16 protein-coding genes are annotated in these 20,510 nt (G+C 69.1%); 6 read left to right on the forward strand and 10 right to left on the reverse strand.

Going from position 1 to position 20,510, the window contains the following annotated elements; translation table 11 throughout:
• Positions 1-136: 136 nt before the first annotated feature.
• Positions 137-2,017: a long-chain-fatty-acid--AMP ligase FadD32 gene (gene fadD32 / locus ABZ319_RS02975; RefSeq protein WP_354984683.1), complete on the reverse strand. Its 1,881-nt coding sequence runs from the start codon at positions 2,015-2,017 to the stop codon at positions 137-139.
• A gap of 145 nt (positions 2,018-2,162) precedes the next feature.
• A complete protein-coding gene (locus ABZ319_RS02980; protein ID WP_354984605.1) occupies positions 2,163-3,407 on the reverse strand; it encodes a KasA/KasB family beta-ketoacyl-ACP synthase in 1,245 nt (414 codons plus the stop codon).
• Positions 3,408-3,765: 358 nt separating this feature from the next.
• Here ABZ319_RS02980 and ABZ319_RS02985 point away from each other — a divergent pair, with 358 nt between their 5' ends.
• Positions 3,766-4,764: an acyl-ACP desaturase gene (locus ABZ319_RS02985; RefSeq protein ID WP_354984606.1), complete on the forward strand. Its 999-nt coding sequence runs from the start codon at positions 3,766-3,768 to the stop codon at positions 4,762-4,764.
• A 63-nt stretch (positions 4,765-4,827) separates the two neighbouring features.
• On the opposite strand, the gene ABZ319_RS02990 is transcribed toward ABZ319_RS02985, so the two are convergent.
• From ABZ319_RS02990 to ABZ319_RS03000, 3 genes are read right to left on the reverse strand one after another with little or no spacing between them, the layout of a single operon-like run.
• On the reverse strand, positions 4,828-5,661 hold the full coding sequence (locus tag ABZ319_RS02990) for a DUF72 domain-containing protein (protein ID WP_354984607.1): 834 nt from the start codon (positions 5,659-5,661) through the stop codon (positions 4,828-4,830).
• Between the two features lie 10 nt (positions 5,662-5,671).
• Positions 5,672-7,186 (reverse strand): glycerol kinase GlpK, encoded by a 1,515-nt coding sequence (gene glpK / locus ABZ319_RS02995; RefSeq protein ID WP_354984608.1) that lies wholly within the window; start codon positions 7,184-7,186, stop codon positions 5,672-5,674.
• Positions 7,187-7,214: 28 nt separating this feature from the next.
• A complete protein-coding gene (locus ABZ319_RS03000; protein WP_354984609.1) occupies positions 7,215-7,979 on the reverse strand; it encodes an IclR family transcriptional regulator in 765 nt (254 codons plus the stop codon).
• Positions 7,980-8,129: 150 nt separating this feature from the next.
• Here ABZ319_RS03000 and glpK (ABZ319_RS03005) point away from each other — a divergent pair, with 150 nt between their 5' ends.
• Both glpK (ABZ319_RS03005) and glpD read left to right on the forward strand, forming a co-directional pair.
• Positions 8,130-9,659: a glycerol kinase GlpK gene (glpK, locus tag ABZ319_RS03005; RefSeq protein ID WP_354984610.1), complete on the forward strand. Its 1,530-nt coding sequence runs from the start codon at positions 8,130-8,132 to the stop codon at positions 9,657-9,659.
• Positions 9,660-9,708: 49 nt separating this feature from the next.
• Entirely contained in the window at positions 9,709-11,388 is a 1,680-nt protein-coding gene (gene glpD, locus ABZ319_RS03010) for a glycerol-3-phosphate dehydrogenase (protein ID WP_354984611.1), read from the forward strand.
• A 17-nt stretch (positions 11,389-11,405) separates the two neighbouring features.
• Here the strand turns inward: glpD and ABZ319_RS03015 are convergent, their stop codons facing one another.
• A complete protein-coding gene (locus ABZ319_RS03015; RefSeq protein ID WP_354984612.1) occupies positions 11,406-12,044 on the reverse strand; it encodes a response regulator transcription factor in 639 nt (212 codons plus the stop codon).
• A complete protein-coding gene (locus tag ABZ319_RS03020; protein WP_354984613.1) occupies positions 12,041-13,462 on the reverse strand; it encodes a sensor histidine kinase in 1,422 nt (473 codons plus the stop codon). The genes ABZ319_RS03015 and ABZ319_RS03020 overlap by 4 nt, the downstream gene beginning before the upstream one ends.
• Before the next feature lie 296 nt (positions 13,463-13,758).
• Here ABZ319_RS03020 and ABZ319_RS03025 point away from each other — a divergent pair, with 296 nt between their 5' ends.
• The 3 genes from ABZ319_RS03025 (at position 13,759) to ABZ319_RS03035 (ending at position 16,797) form a co-directional block, all read left to right on the forward strand.
• Positions 13,759-14,322, forward strand: coding sequence for a heme-binding protein (locus ABZ319_RS03025; protein ID WP_354984614.1), 564 nt, complete (start codon positions 13,759-13,761; stop codon positions 14,320-14,322).
• A gap of 103 nt (positions 14,323-14,425) precedes the next feature.
• Positions 14,426-15,250, forward strand: a complete 825-nt coding sequence (locus ABZ319_RS03030; protein WP_354984615.1) for an MIP/aquaporin family protein — start codon at positions 14,426-14,428, stop codon at positions 15,248-15,250.
• Between the two features lie 119 nt (positions 15,251-15,369).
• Positions 15,370-16,797 (forward strand): WGR domain-containing protein, encoded by a 1,428-nt coding sequence (locus ABZ319_RS03035; protein WP_354984616.1) that lies wholly within the window; start codon positions 15,370-15,372, stop codon positions 16,795-16,797.
• A gap of 16 nt (positions 16,798-16,813) precedes the next feature.
• Here the strand turns inward: ABZ319_RS03035 and ABZ319_RS03040 are convergent, their stop codons facing one another.
• From ABZ319_RS03040 to ABZ319_RS03050, 3 genes are all read right to left on the reverse strand, one after another.
• The gene (locus ABZ319_RS03040) at positions 16,814-17,317 is read right to left on the reverse strand and encodes a PaaI family thioesterase (RefSeq protein ID WP_354984617.1); all 504 of its coding nucleotides are present in this window, start codon (positions 17,315-17,317) and stop codon (positions 16,814-16,816) included.
• A gap of 111 nt (positions 17,318-17,428) precedes the next feature.
• Complete coding sequence (locus tag ABZ319_RS03045) at positions 17,429-19,981, reverse strand: ATP-dependent Clp protease ATP-binding subunit (protein ID WP_354984618.1); 2,553 nt, start codon at positions 19,979-19,981, stop codon at positions 17,429-17,431.
• A 168-nt stretch (positions 19,982-20,149) separates the two neighbouring features.
• On the reverse strand, positions 20,150-20,383 hold the full coding sequence (locus tag ABZ319_RS03050; protein WP_354984619.1) for a hypothetical protein: 234 nt from the start codon (positions 20,381-20,383) through the stop codon (positions 20,150-20,152).
• Between the last annotated feature and the right edge of the window lie 127 nt (positions 20,384-20,510).

Here is a 20,510-nt window from a genome sequence, read left to right on the forward strand (position 1 = left end):
GCCACCGGATCGACTCGCGTCGCCGGTCGGGTCGAGCCGCGCCCGGCGTGCGCCTGATCCGGAGCGGACGGGCCCACCCCGGCGCCGGATCGCATCGCCGATCGCGCGCAAGTGCGACCGGCGATGCGGGGCAATACTATTCGGCTTCGTCCGGGAACGCCTGCTGACGGTGGCCGCCGCGCAGGGTGCCCTCGACATAGGCGGCCTTGCAGGCCCGGCGGGCGATCTTCCCGCTGGAGGTGCGCGGGATCGACCCGGCGGGGACCAGCAGCAGATCCCGCACCGCGACGCCGTGCCGCTTGGCGATGGCCGTGCGCACCGACTCGGCGATGGGCTCGGGATCGAGTTTGGCGGCGCCCGTGCCCCGTTCGGCCACTATCACCAGTTGCTCGGCGGTGTTGCCGGGATCGGGCGCCGTGCCGGCGCCCTCTGTTTCCGCCGGAATCTGGTTGGCCGAGACCGAGAACGCGGCGACGAAGCCGGGTCGCAGCGCGGTGCTGGACTCCTGCGCCGAGTACTCGAGGTCCTGCGGATAGTGATTGCGGCCGTCCACGATCACCAGATCCTTGACGCGGCCGGTGATGTAGAGCTCGCCGTCCAGATAGGCGCCGAAGTCACCGGTGCGCATCCACATGGCGTCGGCGTCCGCGCCCTCGGCGTGACTGCCCCGCGGCTGCCGCGTCACGAGCAGATTCTGGAAGGTGGCCACCGTCTCCTCGGGACGTCCCCAGTAGCCGATGCCCATGTTCTTGCCGTGCAGCCAGATCTCGCCGACCTGCCCCTCGGGCTTCTCCGCGGCGGTGTCCGGATCGACGATCACCGCCCACTGCGACAGCGCGACGTATCCGCAGGACACCTGTGCCACAGCGTCTTCCGCGTCGGCGGCGACCTCGGTCATGCGCCCGGCGTTGAGCTCGGTGCGATCGACGTAGACCGTGCGGGCCTGGTCCTCGCGGCGGGTGGCCGAGACGAACAGGGTCGCCTCCGCCATGCCGTAGCAGGGCTTCATCGCGGTCTTGGGCAGCCCGTACGGTTCGAAGGCGTCGTTGAACTTCTTCATCGAGGTCACCGAGACCGGTTCGCTGCCGTTGATCAGGCCGATCACATTGGACAGGTCGAGTTCCTCGCCGGGTTTCGGCAGACCGCGGGCGGCGGCGTGCTCGAAGGCGAAATTCGGTGCGGCGGCGAAGATCTCGGCGCCGTCCTCCTGCGCGGCCAGTTCCTTGATCCAGCGGTACGGCCGGCGCACGAAGGCGCTCGGCGACATGATGGTGATGAACTTGCCGCCGATGGTCGGCAGGATGACCGTCAGCAGGCCCATGTCGTGGAACAGCGGCAGCCAGGTGACCCCGCGCGCCTTCTCGGTGATGCCGACGGTGGTGATCACCTGCAGCAGATTGGTGCCGACGGCCCGGTGCGTGATCTCCACACCCGCGGGCGAGCGGGTGGAACCGGAGGTGTACTGCAGGTAGGCCACGTTGTCGATATTGATGTCCGGGCGCACCCAGGCCGAGCCCACGCTGTCCGGAATCGCTTCCACCGCAATGATGCGCGGCCGTTTGGGCGCGGGCAGATCGCGGAACAGCTCACGCACGCCGGCGGCGGACGAGCCGACGGTCAGGATGGCGGCGGGCTTGCAGTCCTCGAGCACGGCGTGCAGTCGGTCCGAGTGCCCCTGCTCATCCGGATCGAACAGCGGCACGGCGATACAGCCCGCGTAAACCGCCGCGTACATGGCGACGATGTAGTCGAGCCCCTGCGGCGCCAGGATGGCCACGCGGTCGCCCGGCTGGGTGACCTGCTGCAGGCGCGCGGCCACCGCCCGGAGCCGGACGCCGAACTGGTTCCAGGTCAATTCGAGGTACTCGCCGTCACGTTCACGTGAGTAGTCGACATAGCGGTAGGCGAGCTCGTCCCCCTGTGCGGCGTGCTTATCGACCAGGTCGATCATCGTCAGGTTGCTGGGGATCTTGATATTGCCGCGCTCGTCCAGATAGTCATCGAAGGTCTCGCCGATCATTCCCTATCCTTTTTCAACTCACAGCTATGACTGTGCAGTGACACCGAACAAGAATCGACACCGAAGCCCGAGAAGTAGCTGGGGCTGGGGAAGACTAGCAGGTGCCCATGATCCACGTCACTCTGTACCGGGCGAAGTGCATTCAGTAGCGGCCGAAGGCGAGAGCCACATTGTGACCGCCGAATCCGAACGAGTTGTTGAGCGCGTACTCGTAGGTGCCGGGGCGCGCCGCGCCCGCCACCACGTCAAGGTCGATTTCAGGGTCCAGATTGTCCAAATTCAGCGTGGGCGGGATGATTCCGTCGCGCACGCTCAGGACGGTCAGCACCGATTCGAGCGCACCGACGGCCCCGATGGAATGCCCGAGCGCGGACTTGGGCGCGTACACCGCCGCGTGGTTGCCGACCGCTTGCAGGATCGCGTTCGCTTCCGCGGTGTCACCGATCGGCGTGGCGGTGGCGTGCGCATTGATATGGGACACATCGGCTTTGGAAATGCCCGCGTGCTCCATGGCGCGCATCATGGCGCGCGCCGCGCCGGTGCCCTCGGGATCGGGCGCCACCAGGTGGAAGCCGTCGGAGGTGATGCCCGCGCCCATGAGCCGGGCGTGGATCCTGGCCCCGCGCGCCCGCGCGTGCTCCTCGGTCTCGAGCACCATGAGCGCGCCGGCCTCGCCGAAGACGAATCCGTCGCGATCGCGGTCGAAGGGCCGAGATGCCGCCTTGGGGTCGTGATTTCGAGTGCTCATGGCCCGCATCATCGAGAAACCCGCGATGGGCAGCGCCTGAATCGAGCCCTCCACGCCGCCGGTGATCATCACGTCGGCATCGCCCATGACGATCCGCTGCCAAGCATTGGCGATCGCCTCCGAACCGGACGAACAAGCCGAAACCGGCGTTGTCACACCGGCCCTCGCGCCCAGCTCGACACTGACGACCGCGGCCGGGCCGTTGGGCATGATGCCCTGCACGGTCAGCGGCGAGACCTTGCGGTAGCCACCGCTGGAGAGCTTGTCGCGGGCGGTGATGAGCATTTCCGCACCGCCGAGCCCGGTGCCGATCGCGACGCCGAGGCGGTCGCCGTCCACCTCGGGATTGCCGGCGTTGCGCCATACCTCGCGGCCCAGCACCAGGGCCATCTGCTCGACGTAGGAGTTGCGCCGGCATTCCTCGCGGCTCAGCACCGCTTCCGGGCCCACCTTGAGGTGACCGCCGATGCGAACCGGCAGGCCGAAGTCGTCGAGGAAGCTGTCCTCGAGAACGTCGATTCCGCTCTCGCCGTTGAGCAAACCCTTCCAGGTCGAGTCGATGTCGCCCGCGATGGAGGTGGTCGCGGCCACCGAAGTCACCACGACGCTGGGGAATTTGGTCCGTTTGGGTGTCTGCATGAGTCGTTCACTCTCCGTAGCAATGCTCCGGCGAACCAAGATTCGATCCGCGTGGACTTGTCTGGACTTGGCCGTGCTTGTCAAGGACTGGTAAGCAGCTAGCGAGTGCACCCGGCCGTGAACACATCGGCGGGGGATGAAGCCAATCTCCGGCGAACTGGGCTAGATTATCCGAGGCGAAGCCGACCAGTCCCCTCACGCGACACGCGGGCACCCCCGGGACACTTCCCCGCGGCCCTTTCGCCACGGCGGCAAACGTCGTATCCGAAGCGTATTCCACCGTCATCCATCGGCTGACAGGTATTGAGCTACACCATCATTCCCTAGCGCCGAAATATTTCGAGGGAGGCACACGACCGTGGCCCGGAATCTGACGCAGCTCGAGTTGCTCATCGAGCTGGAGCCGATAGCCGAACAGAATGTGAACAGGCATCTATCCATGGCCAAGGACTGGCATCCGCACGACTACGTGCCGTGGGATCAGGGTCGCAACTTCTCAGCAATGGGAGGCCACGATTGGGATCCTGAGCAGTCGGTTCTCAGCGAAGTCGCCAAGGCCGCGATGATCACCAATCTTCTCACCGAGGACAATCTGCCCAGCTACCACCGGGAGATCGCGGAGAACTTCTCCCAGGACGGGCCGTGGGGCACCTGGGTGGGCCGCTGGACGGCCGAGGAGAACCGGCACGGCATCGTGCTGCGCGACTACCTGGTGGTCACCCGCGGCGTGGATCCCGAGGCGCTGGAGCACGCGCGCATGGCGCACATGACCAACGGATACAACCCGACCAGTCTGGTTCAGAAACGCGTCGGCACCAACGCCATTCAGGTCGCTGCCGGATTCATGTACTCCGTCGCCTATGTCACTTTTCAGGAATTGGCGACGCGCGTGTCGCATCGCAATACCGGCAAAGTCTGCAATGACCCCATAGCGGACAAGATGTTGCAGCGCATCGCCGCCGACGAGAACCTGCACATGATCTTCTACCGCAACATGTGCGGCGCGGCCCTGGACGTCTCCCCCGACCAGGCCATGCAGGCCATCGTCCACGTCATCACCGAGTTCCAGATGCCCGGCGCGGGCATGCCGAACTTCCGGCGCAACGGCGTGCTCATGGCCAAGCACGGCATCTACGACCTGCGCCAGCACCTGGAAGAGGTCATCCAGCCGGTGCTGAAGAAGTGGAACATCTGGGAGCGCACCGACTTCGGGCCGCGCGGTGACGAATTGCGCAACGAGCTCGGGGAATTCATCGAGAAGCTCGGCCGCGATGTACTCCGGTTCGAGGAACAGCGTGATCGCTCGCTGGCTCGCGAAGCACAACGGCGGGAACGGGATTCGCTGCTCATCGGGTGAGTGCGCCGCAGGGCCGCAGCGGCGCCGGAACCGGTCCGGCGCCGCGATCCCGGAGCGGGATCGTCAGAACAGGGTCATGGGATCGGTGGGGATGGGGGTCGGCAGCGGCTCCAGTTCGGGCACCAGCGCCCGCACCTCGTCGTGGAACTTGCGCGAGAGCGCGCGGGACCCGGCGTTGTCGGGCGTGTGGATGAACACCGTCGGCGAGCGGCCCTCGCGCAACCAGGCCACCGTCTGTTCGACCCAGGGCTGCCAGCCCGCGACGGTCGCCGCCGGATCGTCCCGCCCGTGATAGCGCACGATCGGGAACTCGGTCAGCGCCCGGGTCCGCACCGGCAGCCGCGGCTTCTTGGACTGCGCCTCGTGCTCGGCGGCGCTGCGCGCCGGGCTCGCGAACAGCGTCGCGGTGTCGAACGGAATCCACTCCGCGCCCGCGAATTCCAGTACCGACTCCAGTTGCGCGATGGCCCGGTGATTGTCGAAGAACGCGGGATGGCGCACCTCGACCGCCACCCGGTAGTGCGGGGGCAGTCCCTCCAGCAGCGTGGCCAGCGCACGCAGATCGGTGAACGACCCCGGCAGCTGGACCCAGAGCGCGTGCAGGCGGCGGCCGAGCGGTTCCACCGCCTCCAGGAAGGCGTTCATGTCGTCGTCGATGCCCGCCAGCCTTCGATCGTGAGTGACGGTGCGGGGCAACTTCATCACGAACCGGAAGTCCGGATCCGTTTGGCGCGCCCAGGATTCCACGGTGCGACGCTGCGGGGTGGCGTAGAACGTCGTATTCCCTTCCACCGCATTGCACCAGGAGGAGTAGGTACGCAGTTTCTCCGCCGGGGGAAGAGGTTTCTCCTGCCATTCCGGATGAGTCCACATCGCGCATCCCACGTACAACCGCATAGCTTTCACGTTAGGTCAAGGGCTTCTCCAGGCGCAGCCATCCGAAGGTAAGCTGCACCGCCCGCTGCCAGTTGTCGTACTCGGCGGCCCGCAGCCGCGGATCCATGCGCGGCATCCACTGCGCCGCGACGCGCCAGTTGTGGCGCAGGCCTTCCAGATCCGGCCAGTACCCGACCGCCAGCCCCGCCGCGTATGCCGCGCCGAGCGAGACGGTCTCGGCGACGATGGGCCGCATGACCGGGATGTCGAGGGCGTCGGCCACGATCTGCATGAGCAGATTGTCCGAGGTCATGCCGCCCGCCACCCGCAGCGCCGCGGCGTGCAGTCCCGAGTCGGCGTTCATGGCCTCGACGACGTCGCGGGTCTGCCAGGCGGTGGCCTCGAGCACCGCGCGCGCGATGTGCCCCCGGTTGACGTACGAGGTGAGCCCGATGAGCAGGCCGCGAGCGTCGCTGCGCCAGTGCGGCGCGTAGAGACCCGAGAAGGCGGGCACCAGATAGCAACCGCCGTTGTCTTCGACCGTGCCCGCGAGGGTTTCGATCTCGGGGGCGCTGGCGATCAGCCCGATGTTGTCGCGCAGCCACTGCACCAGGGAGCCGGTGACCGCGATCGGGCCCTCCAGTGCGTACACCGGCTCGGGCCCCACCTGATAGCCGATGGTGGTGAGCAGGCCGTGCTGGGATCGAATCAGCTCGCGCCCGGTGTTCATCAGCAGGAAACCGCCGGTGCCGTAGGTGCATTCGGTCTCCCCGGGCGCGAAACAGGTCTGCCCGAACAGCGCGGCGTGCTGATCGCCGAGGGCGGCCGCGATCCGCACGCCCGGGGCCACCCGCAGGGCCACGCCGAACTCCCCGGTGGAGGGTTCGATGCGCGGCAGCACGGCCCGCGGAATATCGAAGAAACGCAGCAGTTCCGCGTCCCAGTCCAGGGTTTCGAGGTTCATCAGCAGGGTGCGACCGGCATTGGTGACGTCGGTGACGTGCACGCCGTGATCCGCGCCGCCGGTGAGATTCCAGATGAGCCAGGTCTCCATGGTGCCGAAGAGCACCTCGCCGGCCTCGGCGCGACCCCGCAACCCGGGCACGTTGTCGAGCAGCCAGCGCAGTCGCGGCGCCGCGAAGTAGGTCGCCAGCGGCAGGCCGCACAGCTCCCGGATGCGCTCGGCGCCGGGCGTTTCCCGCAGCTCACGCACCAGTTCCTCGGTGCGCACGTCCTGCCAGACGATGGCCCGGCCGATGGGCGTGCCGGTGCGGCGATCCCACACCACGGTGGTCTCGCGCTGATTGGCGATGCCGATCGCCGCCACCTGGTCCACGGCGATGCCCGAATCGCGCAGCGCGGCGGGAACAACCCGCTCCACGTTCCGCCAGATCTCCAGCGCGTCCTGCTCCACCCAGCCGGGTTTGGGGTAGTGCTGGCGCTGCTCCCGCTGGGCCACCCCGGCCAGGCGCGCCCGCTGATCGAACAGGATGCACCGGGTCGAGGTGGTGCCCTGGTCGATCGCCAGCACGTACCGCTGCGTCATGCGCGTTCACTCCCGTCGAATGGGAAATTCACTGTGCACCACCAAGATCGCGCGAAACCGCGTGCGCCGCATCCCGGACACGGTCCAGCAGTGCGGGGCGGAATCGGAGGTTCGCGTCACAGAGTCGATCGATCGCGCCGGAGATGCCGAGCGCGCCGACCACGAGGCCGCCGCGGCCCCGGATCGGCGCGGCCAGACCCGCTTCCCCCGAACGGAATTCGCCGACGTCCCCGGCCCAGCCGGTGCGCCGGACCTCGGTCAGGGCCCGGCCCAGTTCCGCGGGCGCGGTGATCGTGCGATGGGTGAGCGCGGGCAGGTCGCCCGCGCGCACCGCCGCGGCGAACTCGGAATCGTAGGCCAGCAGCACCTTTCCCAGCGCGGTGGCGTACGGCGGCAGCACCTGTCCCACCTCGAGCGCCTGCGCGGTGTTGTCCGGCCGGAAGACGTGGTGCACCACCGTGACCGCGCCGTGCACCGGCGCGGCGATGCGCACCGACTCCCCCGTCCGGGCGGCCAGCGCGTCCGCCCGATTGATGGCCCGTGAGCGCAGCTCGTTGACATCGATGTACGGCGAGCCGAGCGCGGTCAGCCCGGTTCCCAGCTGATACTTGCCGCTGACGGGATCCTGATCGACGAAGCCCACCCCCTGCAGCGTGCGCAGAATGCCGTGCGCGGTGGGCTTGGCCAGCCCCAGGGCCGCCGCTATCTCGCCCACGCCCAGGCGTCCGGATCCCCGCGCGAGCAGGCGCAACACGGCCGCCGCACGCTCGATCGACTGAATCGGACCCGGCATGCCCGTAACCTACCAGCAAACCATTCAGCATTGTCGAACGGAGACCCTGTCGGTGCAGGCCACACCTTCGTAGCGTGGACGTAGAGCTCGGCCGCGACCAGCTCACCAGGGCAAACGGACTCAACGACGAGTCTCCGGAAAGGGACCGCGATGACGCAGTACGTCGGAGCCATCGACCAGGGCACGACCTCCACGCGATTCATGGTGTTCGACCACGGCGGGAACGTGGTTGCCCGGCATCAGCTCGAACACGAGCAGATACTGCCGCAGGCCGGCTGGGTGGAACACAACCCCGCCGAAATCTGGGAGCGCAGCCGCACCGTCATCAAGACCGCGCTCGCCGCCGCAGATCTCACCGCCGAGGATCTGGCCGCGGTCGGCGTCACCAATCAGCGCGAGACCACCCTGGTCTGGGACCGCCGCACCGGCCGCCCGTACTACAACGCCATCGTCTGGCAGGACACCCGCACCGACCGCATCATCGCCGAGGTGAACCGGGCCGGGCACGGTGACACCATCCGGCAGCGCTCGGGTCTGCCGCCGGCGCCGTACTTCTCGGGCGGCAAGCTGAAGTGGATCCTGGACAACGTTCCGGGTGCGCGTGCCGCGGCCGAGCGCGGCGACGCCCTCTTCGGCACCCCCGATTCCTGGCTCATCTGGAACCTCACCGGCGGCGCGCGCGGCGGCGAACACGTCACCGATGTCACCAACGCCTCGCGCACCATGCTCATGAACCTCGAAACCCTGGACTGGGACGAGGAACTGCTCGAGATCTTCGGCGTGCCGCGCGCCATGCTGCCGCGCATCTCGCCGTCGGCGAATCCCGAGGGTTTCGGCCGCACCAACCCGGACGGGCCGTTCAAGGGCTCGGTGCTCGTCGCCGGTGTGCTCGGCGATCAGCAGGCCGCCACCGTCGGGCAGGTGTGCTTCCGGCCCGGCGAAGCCAAGAACACCTACGGCACCGGGAATTTCCTGATGCTCAACACCGGTACGGATATCGTGCACTCGCAGCACGGCCTGCTCACCACCGTCGCCTACCAGTTCGGCGACGACAAGCCGGTGTACGCGCTGGAGGGCTCGATCGCGGTCACCGGGTCCGCGGTGCAGTGGCTGCGCGATCAGCTCGGCGTCATTTCCGGTGCGTCCCAGGTGGAATCGCTCGCCGGGTCGGTCCAGGACACCGGCGGGGTGTACTTCGTGCCCGCCTTCTCCGGGCTCTTCGCACCGTACTGGCGGCCCGACGCCCGCGGCGCGATCGTCGGGCTGTCGCGCTTCAGCAACAACGCCCACTTGGCCAGGGCCACACTGGAATCCATCTGCTACCAGACCCGCGACGTGGTCGAGGCCATGCAGCGTGATTCGGGCGTGCGGCTGGCCACGCTGCGGGTCGACGGCGGCGTGACCGCCAACGAACTCGCCATGCAGATTCAGGCCGACTTCCTCGGCGTGCCGGTCTCGCGGCCGCAGGTTCCCGAGACCACCGCGCTGGGCGCGGCGTACGCGGCGGGGCTGGCGGTCGGCTTCTGGAACAACACCGACGAACTCGTCGCCAACTGGCACGAGGACCGGCGCTGGGAGCCCACCTGGTCGACCGAGCGCCGCGAACGCGGCTACGCCCGGTGGCTCAAAGCTGTTTCGCGAACCCTGGACTGGGTCGATATAGACGACGACCAGGACTGAATCCCCCATACCTTCGATCACCGCTCAACCGATAACAAGGAGCAATTTCGTGTCCGCACAACTGGATCCCGCCTACCGCGCCCGGGCCATCGATGCGCTCGGCGACACCGAGATCGACGTCCTGGTCATCGGCGGCGGAGTCACCGGAGCCGGCGCAGCCCTGGACGCGGCCGCGCGCGGCCTGTCCGTCACCCTGGTCGAGGCCCGCGATTTCGCCGCGGGGACCTCGAGCCGGTCCTCCAAACTCATTCACGGCGGGCTGCGCTACCTCGAACAGCTCGACTTCGCGCTGGTCCGTGAGGCTTTGAAGGAACGCGGGCTGCTGCTGAGCAAGCTCGCGCCGCACCTGGTGCGCCCGGTGTCCTTCCTGTTCCCGCTGCAGCACCGGGTCTGGGAACGCGCGTACATCGGCGCCGGCGTCGCGCTGTACGACACCCTCGGCGGCGCGCGCTCGGTGCCCATGCACAAGCACCTGACCCGCACCGGCGCACTGGAATTGGCGCCCGCTCTCAGGGACGACGCCATGACCGGCGCCATCCGCTACTACGACGCGCAGGTCGACGACGCCAGGCACACCATGATGCTGGCCCGCACCGCCGCCGAGCACGGTGCGACCGTGCTCACCCGCACCAAGGTCACCGGCCTGCTGCGCGACGGCGAGCGCATCGTGGGCGCGACGGTCACCGATCTGGAAACCGGTGCGGCGCATACCATCCGGGCCCGGACCGTGATCAGCGCGACCGGGGTGTGGACCGATGACATGATCCAGCTGACCGGCGTGGAGTTCCCGTTCCACGTGCGGATGTCCAAGGGCGTGCACATCATGGTGCCGCGCGAGCGGCTGAACATGGACACCGGCCTGATCATGCGCACCGAGAAGTCCGTGCTGTTCGTGATCCCGTGGGCCGAGCACTGGATCATCGGCACCACCGACACCGAATGGTCGCTGGACAAGAATCATCCGACCGCCAGCGCCGCCGACGTGCAGTACATCCTGGACCACATCAATTCGCTGCTGCGCGAACCGCTCACGCGCGCGGACATCGTCGGCACCTACGCGGGTCTGCGCCCGCTCATGACCGGCGCGTCCAAGGAGACCTCGAAGCTCTCGCGCGAGCACGCGGTCGCCGAGCCCGCCCCGGGCCTGTTCGTCATCGCGGGCGGCAAGTACACCACCTACCGGGTGATGGCCTCGGACGTGGTCGACGCCGCCGCCGCGCGACTGGGCGGCGACGTGGCGCCGTCGAGCACCGACAACGTGCCCGTCCTGGGCGCGGTGGGCTACCGCGAGATGCTGGACGACGCGCAAGGCGTGGCCGCCCGCACCGGGCTGCCGGTCGAGACCGTGCACCACCTGCTCGGCCGCTACGGCTCGCTGAGCGAGGGCATCTTCGAGCTGATCGCCGCCGATCCCGCACTGGCGCAGCCGATTCCGGGAGCCGACGACTACATCGCCGCCGAGGCCGTCTACGCGGTCACCCACGAGGGCGCCCTGCACCTGGACGACATCCTCACCCGCCGCACCCGCATCTCGATCGAGGTGCCGGACCGCGGCCTGAAGGCCGCCCCGGAGATCGCCGCCCTGATCGCCCCGCACCTGGGCTGGGACGGCGAGCGCGGCAACACCGAGATCAATCGCTACTACGACCGCGTACACGCCGAGCTCGCCGCCAACGAGGCGATCGACGACGAGGCGGCCAACGCGGCCCGCCTGATAGCCACGGCCTGACCGTAGCGGCGGTGCGGTCAGGGCAGTAGGCGCTGCTCGTTGGCGACGGCGACGGCGGCCGCGCGGGTTTCTACGCCGAGTTTGTCGTAGATGCGGCCCAGGTGGGTTTTCACGGTCGCCTCGCTGATGTGCAGGGCGCGGGCTATCTCGCGATTGCCCGCGCCGCGGGCCAGGTGGGCGAGGATGTCGAGTTCGCGGGCCGTCAGGGTCGGTTTGGGGTGCCGTAGCTGGGACATCACGCGCTGGGCCACCGGCGGGGACAGCGCCGTACGACCCTGTGCGGCAGCGTGAATGGCGGCGAACAGCTCGTCGGCGCTCTCGGCCTTGAGCAGGTAGCCGGTCGCGCCCGCGGAGATCGCGCGGGTGATGTCGGCATCGGTGTCGTAGGTGGTGAGCACCAGGACGCGGGGGGCCGGGGCCGTCAGCGCGGTGATGCGGCGGGTCGCTTCCGCGCCGTCCATGTCCCCGCCCAATTGCAGATCCATGAGCACCACGTCGGGGCGCAGCCGCTCGGCCAGGGCGACCGCCTCGGGACCGCCGCCCGCCTCGCCGATCACCTCGATGCCGGGGGCGCTGCCCAGCAGGGCGAGCAGGCCCGCGCGGACCACCGCGTGGTCGTCGCAGATGATCAGGCGCACAGGCGATTCGGCGGTCACGACGGCTCCAGGGGTATGGCGGCCGAGAGCACCGTGCCCTCGCCCGGTGCGGATTCGATGGTGAGCGTGCCCCCGAGCTGGCGCAACCGGGCCCGCATGGCCGGGAGGCCGTGGCCGCGCTCACCGGCGGCGGTCACGGTGTGCGGGTCGAAACCGCGCCCGTCGTCGGCGATGTCGAGCACGATCTGGTCGCCCAGGTGCGTCAGGGTGAGCGTCACCGTCCGCGCCGCGCCGTGCTCGCGCGCATTGGCCAACGCGCCCTGGGCGATTCGCAGCAGCGCGGCCGCGACGCGCGCGGGCGGCTCCACGGGGACGCCGTCGCTCGCGAAGCTCGCGGCGATGCCGTCCTCGGCCGCGCGGTCGGCCAGGGTGCGCAGAGCCGCCGCCAGCGAACCGTTCTCGGCCAGTTCGGCCGGTGCGAGATCGTGCACGAAGCGCCGGGCCTCGGCGAGATTCCGCTCGGTCACCCCGGCGGCGGCGCGCACGTGCGTCCGCGCCCGCTCCGGCTCGGCGTCCCACACCCGGTCCGCGGCCTGCAACAGCATGCCCTGGCTCGACAGCCCCTGCGCCAGCGTGTCGTGTATCTCCATGGCCACGCGCTGCCGCTCGGCGAGCATGCCCGCGCGCCGCTCGCTACCCGCCAGCTCCGCCCGGGTGCGCACCAGGTCGTCGATGAGCGCGGCCTGCCGCTCGGTCTGGCGGCGCATGAACACGAACATCGCCGTCGCCACCGCCGCCACGGCCGGCGGCGCGAGCAGCACGTTCGGATCCAGCCACCCGGCCAGGCGCAGCTGGGTCACGACGATCAGCGCGGTCAGCGCGGCCACCACCGCCACCGCGATCCGCAACGGCAGAATCCGCAGCGCCAGATACAGCAGCGGGACCGCACACCACGCGAAACTCGGACCCAGCACCACGAGCACCGCCCACACCGCGATGACCAGCCCCAGCCACAGCGCGGCCCGCGCGTCGACCCGGCCGTCCGGCGAAAGCGGCTCCGCCGCAGCGGCGTCGAGGCCGCCACCCCGCGTCGCTTCGCCCGGTGGCCGCGACCGATGGGATTCCGTGCGCCCGGACCCGCGAACGAGCGTCGCGTCCACCAGGGAACCGGCAGCTTCCGCCGGGTCCGGTGCGGAGTCCGGCGAGTGGATGACGCCGAGCTCGGGCCGGGCGGACTTCGCCGGGGCATAGGTGGCGGTGCGGTGCGAACCGAGGGCGTAGAGAACGGCCAGGGACAGCGACAGGGCGATCACCCACGGGGTGCGCGGGGTGTCCTGGTGGCGAACCAGGAAGCGGGCCAGGGACGCCGCCAGCAGGACGTAGAAGGCGATGTCCATGGTCAGGCCGAGGCCCCGCGCATCCGGGGCGGGCGGCGTACGGGAGTGCAGGGTCGTCACCTCCTCCGTGGGGCCGGGCACGCGATTCGATGTGTCGCGAGCCGTGACTCGATGTGGCGCGAGCCGTGACCCGGTGTGTCGCGAGCCGTGACTCGGTGGCCCGCGAGCCGACGACTCGATGGGCGTGAGCTGGTCGAACAGCTCATTGTGCCGGGTTCGGGAGGTTTCGGGATCAACCGATCGGCTGACCCGGGTGTCGGCCGGGCGGCGGCGCGGATGTAGCCGCCGCGTCGATGGCGGCGCGCGCGCCGAGCCGAAGGATGGGCGGGGAAGGAACGGCAGCCTGCCGCACCACCCGACGACGCGAGGGAAACACCATGAACAGCAAGAGCATCAGCCTCCGGACCCGCCTCCTGGTCGGCGGCATCGCGGCCGTCGCCGCCACCGCGGGCGTGGTGGGCGTGGTCGCCTCGAACGCCGAGGGCACCGACCCCGCGACCAAGGCGCCGGTCGTCGCGGACGCCTCCGACGGCAATCTGCAGCAGAGCACGCATCTGACCATCGCGGCCGCCACGAAGGCGGCGCAGGCCGCGCTCGACGCCGCGCAGCGCGACAACCAGCGGGTCAGCGTGGCCGTGGTGGACCGCAACGGCAACACCCTGGTGCAGCTGCGCGGCGACGGCGCGGGACCGCAGTCCTACGACGCCGCCCGGGAGAAGGCGTTCACCGCGGTGTCCTGGAACGCGCCGACCTCCAAGCTGACCGAACGGCTGTCGTCCGCACCGCAGCTCGCCGACATCCCGGGCACGCTGTTCCTGGGCGGCGGCGCTCCGGTCGCCGCCCAGGGCGCACCGGTCGCGGGCATCGGCGTCGCCGGTGCGCCGAGCGGGGACCTGGACGAGAAGTTCGCGCAGGCCGGGGTGGCCGCACTCGGCGGCTGATCCGTCCCGACGCGTGTTCCCAGAGATTTGCCGAACTGAAAACCGTAGAGTCTGATCCGGTATGGCCGTCAGGTGGAGGACACCCCGGATCGGAGGTTCCATCATGGATTTCAGCTCGATATTCATCAGCGAGGCACTGGGTACCGGAATTCTGATCCTGCTCGGAGCCGGCGTGGTCGCCAATGCGTTGCTGGCCAAGTCGAAGGGCTACGAAGGCGGCTGGCTGCTCATCACCTTCGGCTGGGGGCTGGGCGTGTTCGCCGGCGTGTACGTGGCCTACAAGACCGGCGGGCACCTCAACCCCGCCGTCACCATCGGCAACCTCTTCGCCGGATCCGCCGACTACGCGCCCGGCGTGCCGGTGACCTTCGGCAATACCGTCGCGTACCTGTCCGGGCAGCTGGCCGGCGCGTTCGCCGGGGCGTGCGCCGCCTTCGCCGCCTACAAACAGCACTTCGACGCCGAGCCCGACGACGCGAAGAAGCTCGCGGTCTTCGCCACCGGACCGGCCATCCGCTCCTACCGGTGGAACTTCCTGACCGAGGTCATCGCCACCTTCGCGCTGGTGTTCGTCATCCTGGCCTTCGGGCACACCCCCAGCGGGCTGGGCCCGCTGGCCGCGGCCCTGCTGGTCGTCGGCATCGGCGCGTCACTGGGCGGGCCGACCGGCTACGCCATCAATCCCGCCCGCGACCTCGGCCCGCGCATCGCCTACGCGCTGCTGCCCACCGGCCGCGCGGTACGACCGGCGGCGCAGCGGGTTCCGGCCGACGCCGGGCGCGGCGTCGCCGAGCGCATGCCCGAACAGCTTCCCGCGCAAGCCGATTCGCAACACAAGGACGCCGACTGGGCGTACTCCTGGGTGCCGGTGCTCGGCCCGCTGCTGGGCGGCGCGCTCGCCGGACTGGTCGCGCAGCTGTATCTCTGACCGGCCCCCGGCCGCAGCTCTGACCAGCGATTTTCGGCTCACTCCCCGAATGTCGGTGTGACTTGCTAGTTTTCGCCTCGTAACAAGTTGACGAGCGGACAGGCACGGAGCGAGACGCGATGAGCACTACGGCCACCACCCACTACCTGGAACTGTCGGAAGACAGCGGTTCGGCGCACAAGTTCTACGAGGTGGTGGTGGCCGACACCGAGGTCACCATTCGCTACGGCCGCATCGGCGAGAGCGGCACCGCCAAGGTCAGTTCCTTCGCCACCGTGGAGAAGGCGAATGCCGCGGCCGCCAAGAAGATCGGCGAGAAGGTCCGCAAGGGCTACGCCCCCGCCGTCATGGGCGCGCGCGGCAAGCGGCCCGTCACCCGCCGCGCCATCGTCTCCCAGCGTTCCACCGCCAAGTCCGCCCCGGTGCTGTGGACCTTCGACTCCGGCGCCGCCGCGTTCGGCATCTTCGTGGACGAGCGCCGCTGCTGGGTCGGCAACGAGCGCGGCGACGTGTTCACCCTGACCCCGGGCGGCGAGGTCACCGGCCGCTTCCAGCTCCCGGACGCGGTGAAGTGCATTGTGGCCGACGACTTCTGGATCTACGCGGGCTGCGACGACGGCCGCGTCTACGACCTGTCCGGCAAGGTGCCGCGCGCGGCCTACGACATCGCCGCCAACGTGGACATCTACTGGCTCGACATCCACGACGGCACCCTCGGCGTCTCCGATCGCCAGGGCGGGCTGACGGTGATCGACCACGAGGAGGAATCGCTCTGGACCCGCAAGAGCACCGGCGATTCCGGCTGGATGGTGCGGATCGACGACGACGGTGTGTACCACGGGCATTCGAAGGGCGTCACCAAATACGATCTGGCCACCGGCAAGAACGCCTGGGACGTCAAGACCGGCGGCTCGGTGCTGTTCGGCTGGCAGGAGTCCGACGCGGTGTACGCGGGCACCAGCCACAACCAGGTGCGCATGGTGGCCAAGGACGGCCGGTCCGAGCGCACGTACCAGTGCGATCATGCCGTGTTCTCCTGCGCCACTTCACCGGACGGCCGCTACGTCTTCGCCGGCGACAACTACTCCTCGGTCTACTGCTTCGACTCGAACGGGCAGCGCCTGTGGAAGCTCGGCACCGGGTGCGGTTCGGCGTACTCCATGCAGTACCACGACGAGAAGCTCTACCTGGTCACCACCAACGGCTCACTGGCCTGCCTGGACGTGAGCGAAACCGCCATTCACGACGCCGAGCAGGGCGTGCTGCCGCAGACGGTGTCGGTCAAGGCGCCGGAGTTCTCGGCCGTGACCCCCAGCGCCGCGGTGGAGATCACCGCCGAGGCCGGCGACGGCATCGTGGTGGAATGCGTGGACACCGGCGGCGGCCTGCGCGTGCACGTGATCTCGCCCGGCTACCAGCAGGGTTGGAATGTGCAGTTCCCCAAGAACATTCGCGAGGCGGGCGCGCGCTACGTGGTCGACGCGGTCTCGGAGTCGGCGCGCGGCGGCTTCTACCGCGTGCGCGGTGACATCCGCCGCCTGGGCTGAACCGGGGGTCCGGGCGCTAGCGGTGGGAGCTGAACAGCTCGCCCGGATTCGCGCCCAGATTCACGAAGTGCTCCTGCTCGACCTTCACGAAAATGGCCCGGCCGGTGGCGACCACGTCGTCGCCATCGGTCAGCTCCGATTCGATGAAGAGCTTGCGGCGCTGGGACGCGGTCAGCCAGGAAGTAACGACGAATTCCCGGCCCAGGCGGGCGGGTGCGCGGAAGTCGACATCGAGCTTCACGGTGACCGCGGGCTGGCGCAGCGGCAGCAGGATGGAACCGGACGCCTCGTCCAGGGCCGCCGCGACCATGCCCCCGTGCGCCACCCCGGGCGCGCCCTGATGCCGCTCATCGAACGAGAACGCCGCGCGCACCGTGTTTCCGCGCCGCTCGAAAACCATGCGCGGCGAGGACGGGTTCGACGGTCCGCACCCGAAGCACCCCGGGTGATGCGGCGGGAACGGCCCATCGGCGAAGAGGTCACCCAACGGCAGCGCTGCCGACTCGCGATCGAGGTCCATGTCAGCAAGTTAACTCAGATTCGGTTGCAAAGCGAGAAGCGTCCCGTACGGCGGTGAACGCCGCGCCGAATCGGATTTCGGCGCGGCGCCCGGCCGGGACGAGCGGCAAGGTCAGTGCTCGCCGCCCTTGCCGTGTCCGTTGGAGTCGGCCTTCGCCTTGGCCTCGGTCGTGCCCTCGGCGGGTGCGCCCGCGGTCGCGATCGAACTCTGACTCGTCCGATCTTTGTCCCGGTGCACCGCCTCGATCACGAGGCCCGCGTCGTCGGCGTCCACCCGCACCGTGTCGCCGGGGGCCAGCGCACCGTCGAGGATCTTCTTCGACAGGTTGTTGTCCAACTGCCGCTGTACCGTCCGGCGCAGCGGTCGCGCGCCGAACTCGGGCTGATATCCGGTGTCCGCGAGCCAGTCCATGGCCTTGTCGGTGACGTCGAGTTCGATGTCCTGGGCGCGCAGGCGGCGGCGGGTGCCGTCGAGCACCAGATCCACGATGGTGCGGAGCTGTGCCCGGTCCAGGCGATGGAAGACGATCTGCTCGTCGAGCCGGTTGAGGAACTCGGGCCGGAAATGCTTGCGCAGGCGCTCCTCCAGTTGCGGCGTGATCGCCTCCAGATCACCGTCTTTCGCGGACAGGATGATGTCCGAGCCGATGTTGCTGGTCAGGATGACGATGGTGTTCTTGAAATCGACGGTGCGGCCCTTGGAGTCGGTGACCCGGCCGTCGTCCAGCAGTTGCAGCAGCACGTTGAACACATCCGGGTGCGCCTTCTCGACCTCGTCGAACAGGATCACCGAATACGGTTGCCGCCGTACCTTGTCGGTGAGCTGGGCGGCGTCGTCGTAGCCGACGTACCCGGGCGGCGCACCGACCAGCCGGGACACCGTGTGCTTCTCCTGGAACTCGCTCATGTCGAAGCGGATGAGCCGATCCTCGTCCCCGAAAACCGCCTGCGCCAGCGCTTTCGCCAGTTCGGTCTTGCCGACGCCGGTCGGGCCGAGGAACAGGAACGAGCCGATCGGCCGCTGTGGATCCTTGAGCCCGGCCCGCGCGCGGCGCACCGCCTCGGCGACCGCGACGATCGCCTCGTCCTGGCCGATGACCCGCTTGTGCAGCACCTCTTCGAGTTTCAGCAGTTTCTGTCGTTCCTCGACGGTGAGATCGGCGACCGGAATGCCGGTGCGGCGCGAAATCACCTCGGCGATATCGGTGATCGTCACCGCGGGCAGTTCGGCGGCGTCGGCCGGGGCCGCCGCGCCCTCGGCCGCGGCGATGTCGGCCTTGAGCCGGTTGGCCTTCTCGTAGTCCTCGGCGTTGACCGCGGCGTCCTTCTCCCGGTGCAGGCGCTCGAGTTCCTCCTGCTGCTCCCGCGCCTCGGGCGCGCGGGTTCTCGTGCGCAGACGCACCCGGGCGCCCGCCTGATCGATGAGGTCGATGGCCTTGTCCGGCATGAACCGGTCGGTGAGGTAGCGGTCGGACAGTTCGGCCGCCGCGATCAGCGCCTCGTCGTCGTAGCGCACCTGATGGTGCTCCTCGTAGACGTCGACGAGTCCGCGCAGGATCTCGATCGTGTCCAGCACCGAGGGCTCGGACACCATCACCGGCTGGAAACGGCGCTCCAGCGCGGCGTCCTTCTCGATGTACCGGCGGTATTCGTCGATGGTCGTCGCGCCGATGGCGTGCAGCTCGCCGCGGGCCAGCGCGGGCTTGAGCAGATTGCCCGCGTCCATCGAGCCCTCGCCGCCGCTGCCCGCGCCGACGATGGTGTGCAACTCGTCGATGAAGATCACCAGCTCGTCCGAGTGCGCCCGCACCTCGTCCAGGATCTTGGTGAGCCGCTCCTCGAACTCGCCGCGATACTTGCTGCCCGCCACCAGGGACGCCACGTCCAGCGCGACGACCCGGCGACCGGCGAGGGTCTCGGGCACGTCGCCGTTGACGATGCGCTGGGCCAGGCCCTCCACGATGGCGGTCTTGCCGACACCCGGATCGCCGATGAGCACCGGGTTGTTCTTGCGCCGGCGCGAGAGGATCTCGACCGTCTGCTCGATCTCCTCGGCCCGGCCCACGACCGGGTCGACCTTGCCCGCCCGGGCCTCGGCGGTCAGGTCCCGGCCGTACTCGTCCAAGGTCGGGGTATCGCTGGGCGGGCGGGGCGCGCTCGCGGCGGGCAGCTTGGCGCCGGACAGGGCCTGGGCGGCCGGGCTCTCGGGGCTGGCGGCGATGCCCAGCAGAATGTGCTCGGGCCCGATGTAGCTGCTGCCGGCCTCCGCGGCGCTGCGCTGCGCGTTGCGCAGGGCGGCCTTGGCCGCGGGGCTCAGCGCGAGGGCGTGATCGGCGCCGTGCGCGCCGACCCCGCTGCCGGCGGCCGCGCGCATCTGCTCGCGCAATTGCCCGGGATCACGGCCGATTTCGGTGATGATGCTCGTGCCCGGTTCGATGTCGGCGGCGGCGTAGAGCAGATGCTCCGGGGTGATCTCCGCACTGCCCCATTCGTGCGCGGCGGCCCGGGCGCCATCGACCACGGCCTTCGCGCTTTCACTCAGCAAACGGGTCAGATCAATACGTTGCACCGGCGGCTGCGCGGCCATGCCGGATCCGAAGAAGCGCTCGAATATGTCGTCGAAAGAGTCGAATGATCCCCGGGAACCGGGCCAGCTCTGAGTCATCATCACCTCGTCGCGTCGGGCCGCGGCAGCGAATCAGCGAGCCGATCCGCGCAACAGCAAACAATTGGCGAACTCGACTCCACCCTAGTGACCCAATTCGACACGGCAAGGGCCGTGACGAGTTCGTGCCCGGCGACCCCCATCACCCGCCGCGCCGACAGACCGGACTCAGCGAATTTCGGCGACCACCGGAGCGAATGGCGCGTAATCACGCACGCAGCCCTCGGTCCAATCCCAGGCCGAGCCGGGATCCACGGCCACACCCTGCTGCAACAACAGATGCCAGCCGTCCCCGGTCTTCTCCCAGATATCGCCGTCGCGGTCCACATACACCCCCGAGTCCGACGGCTCGATTCCACCGATACCGAATCCGCCTGCGGGGAAATCACATTGCTGCATCACGCCACATCACCTTCCTCGATTGGTTCCACCCGAAAGTATCCGCCGCGCCTCTTCCGGTGCTCTTCCGGCGGGGTTTCGAACATATGCATGAATTCGCGTTCGAAAAGGCCGGAGCTAGCACAGCAAT

This window comes from Nocardia sp. NPDC005978, assembly GCF_040614455.1.
Classification (GTDB): Bacteria; Actinomycetota; Actinomycetes; order Mycobacteriales; family Mycobacteriaceae; genus Nocardia.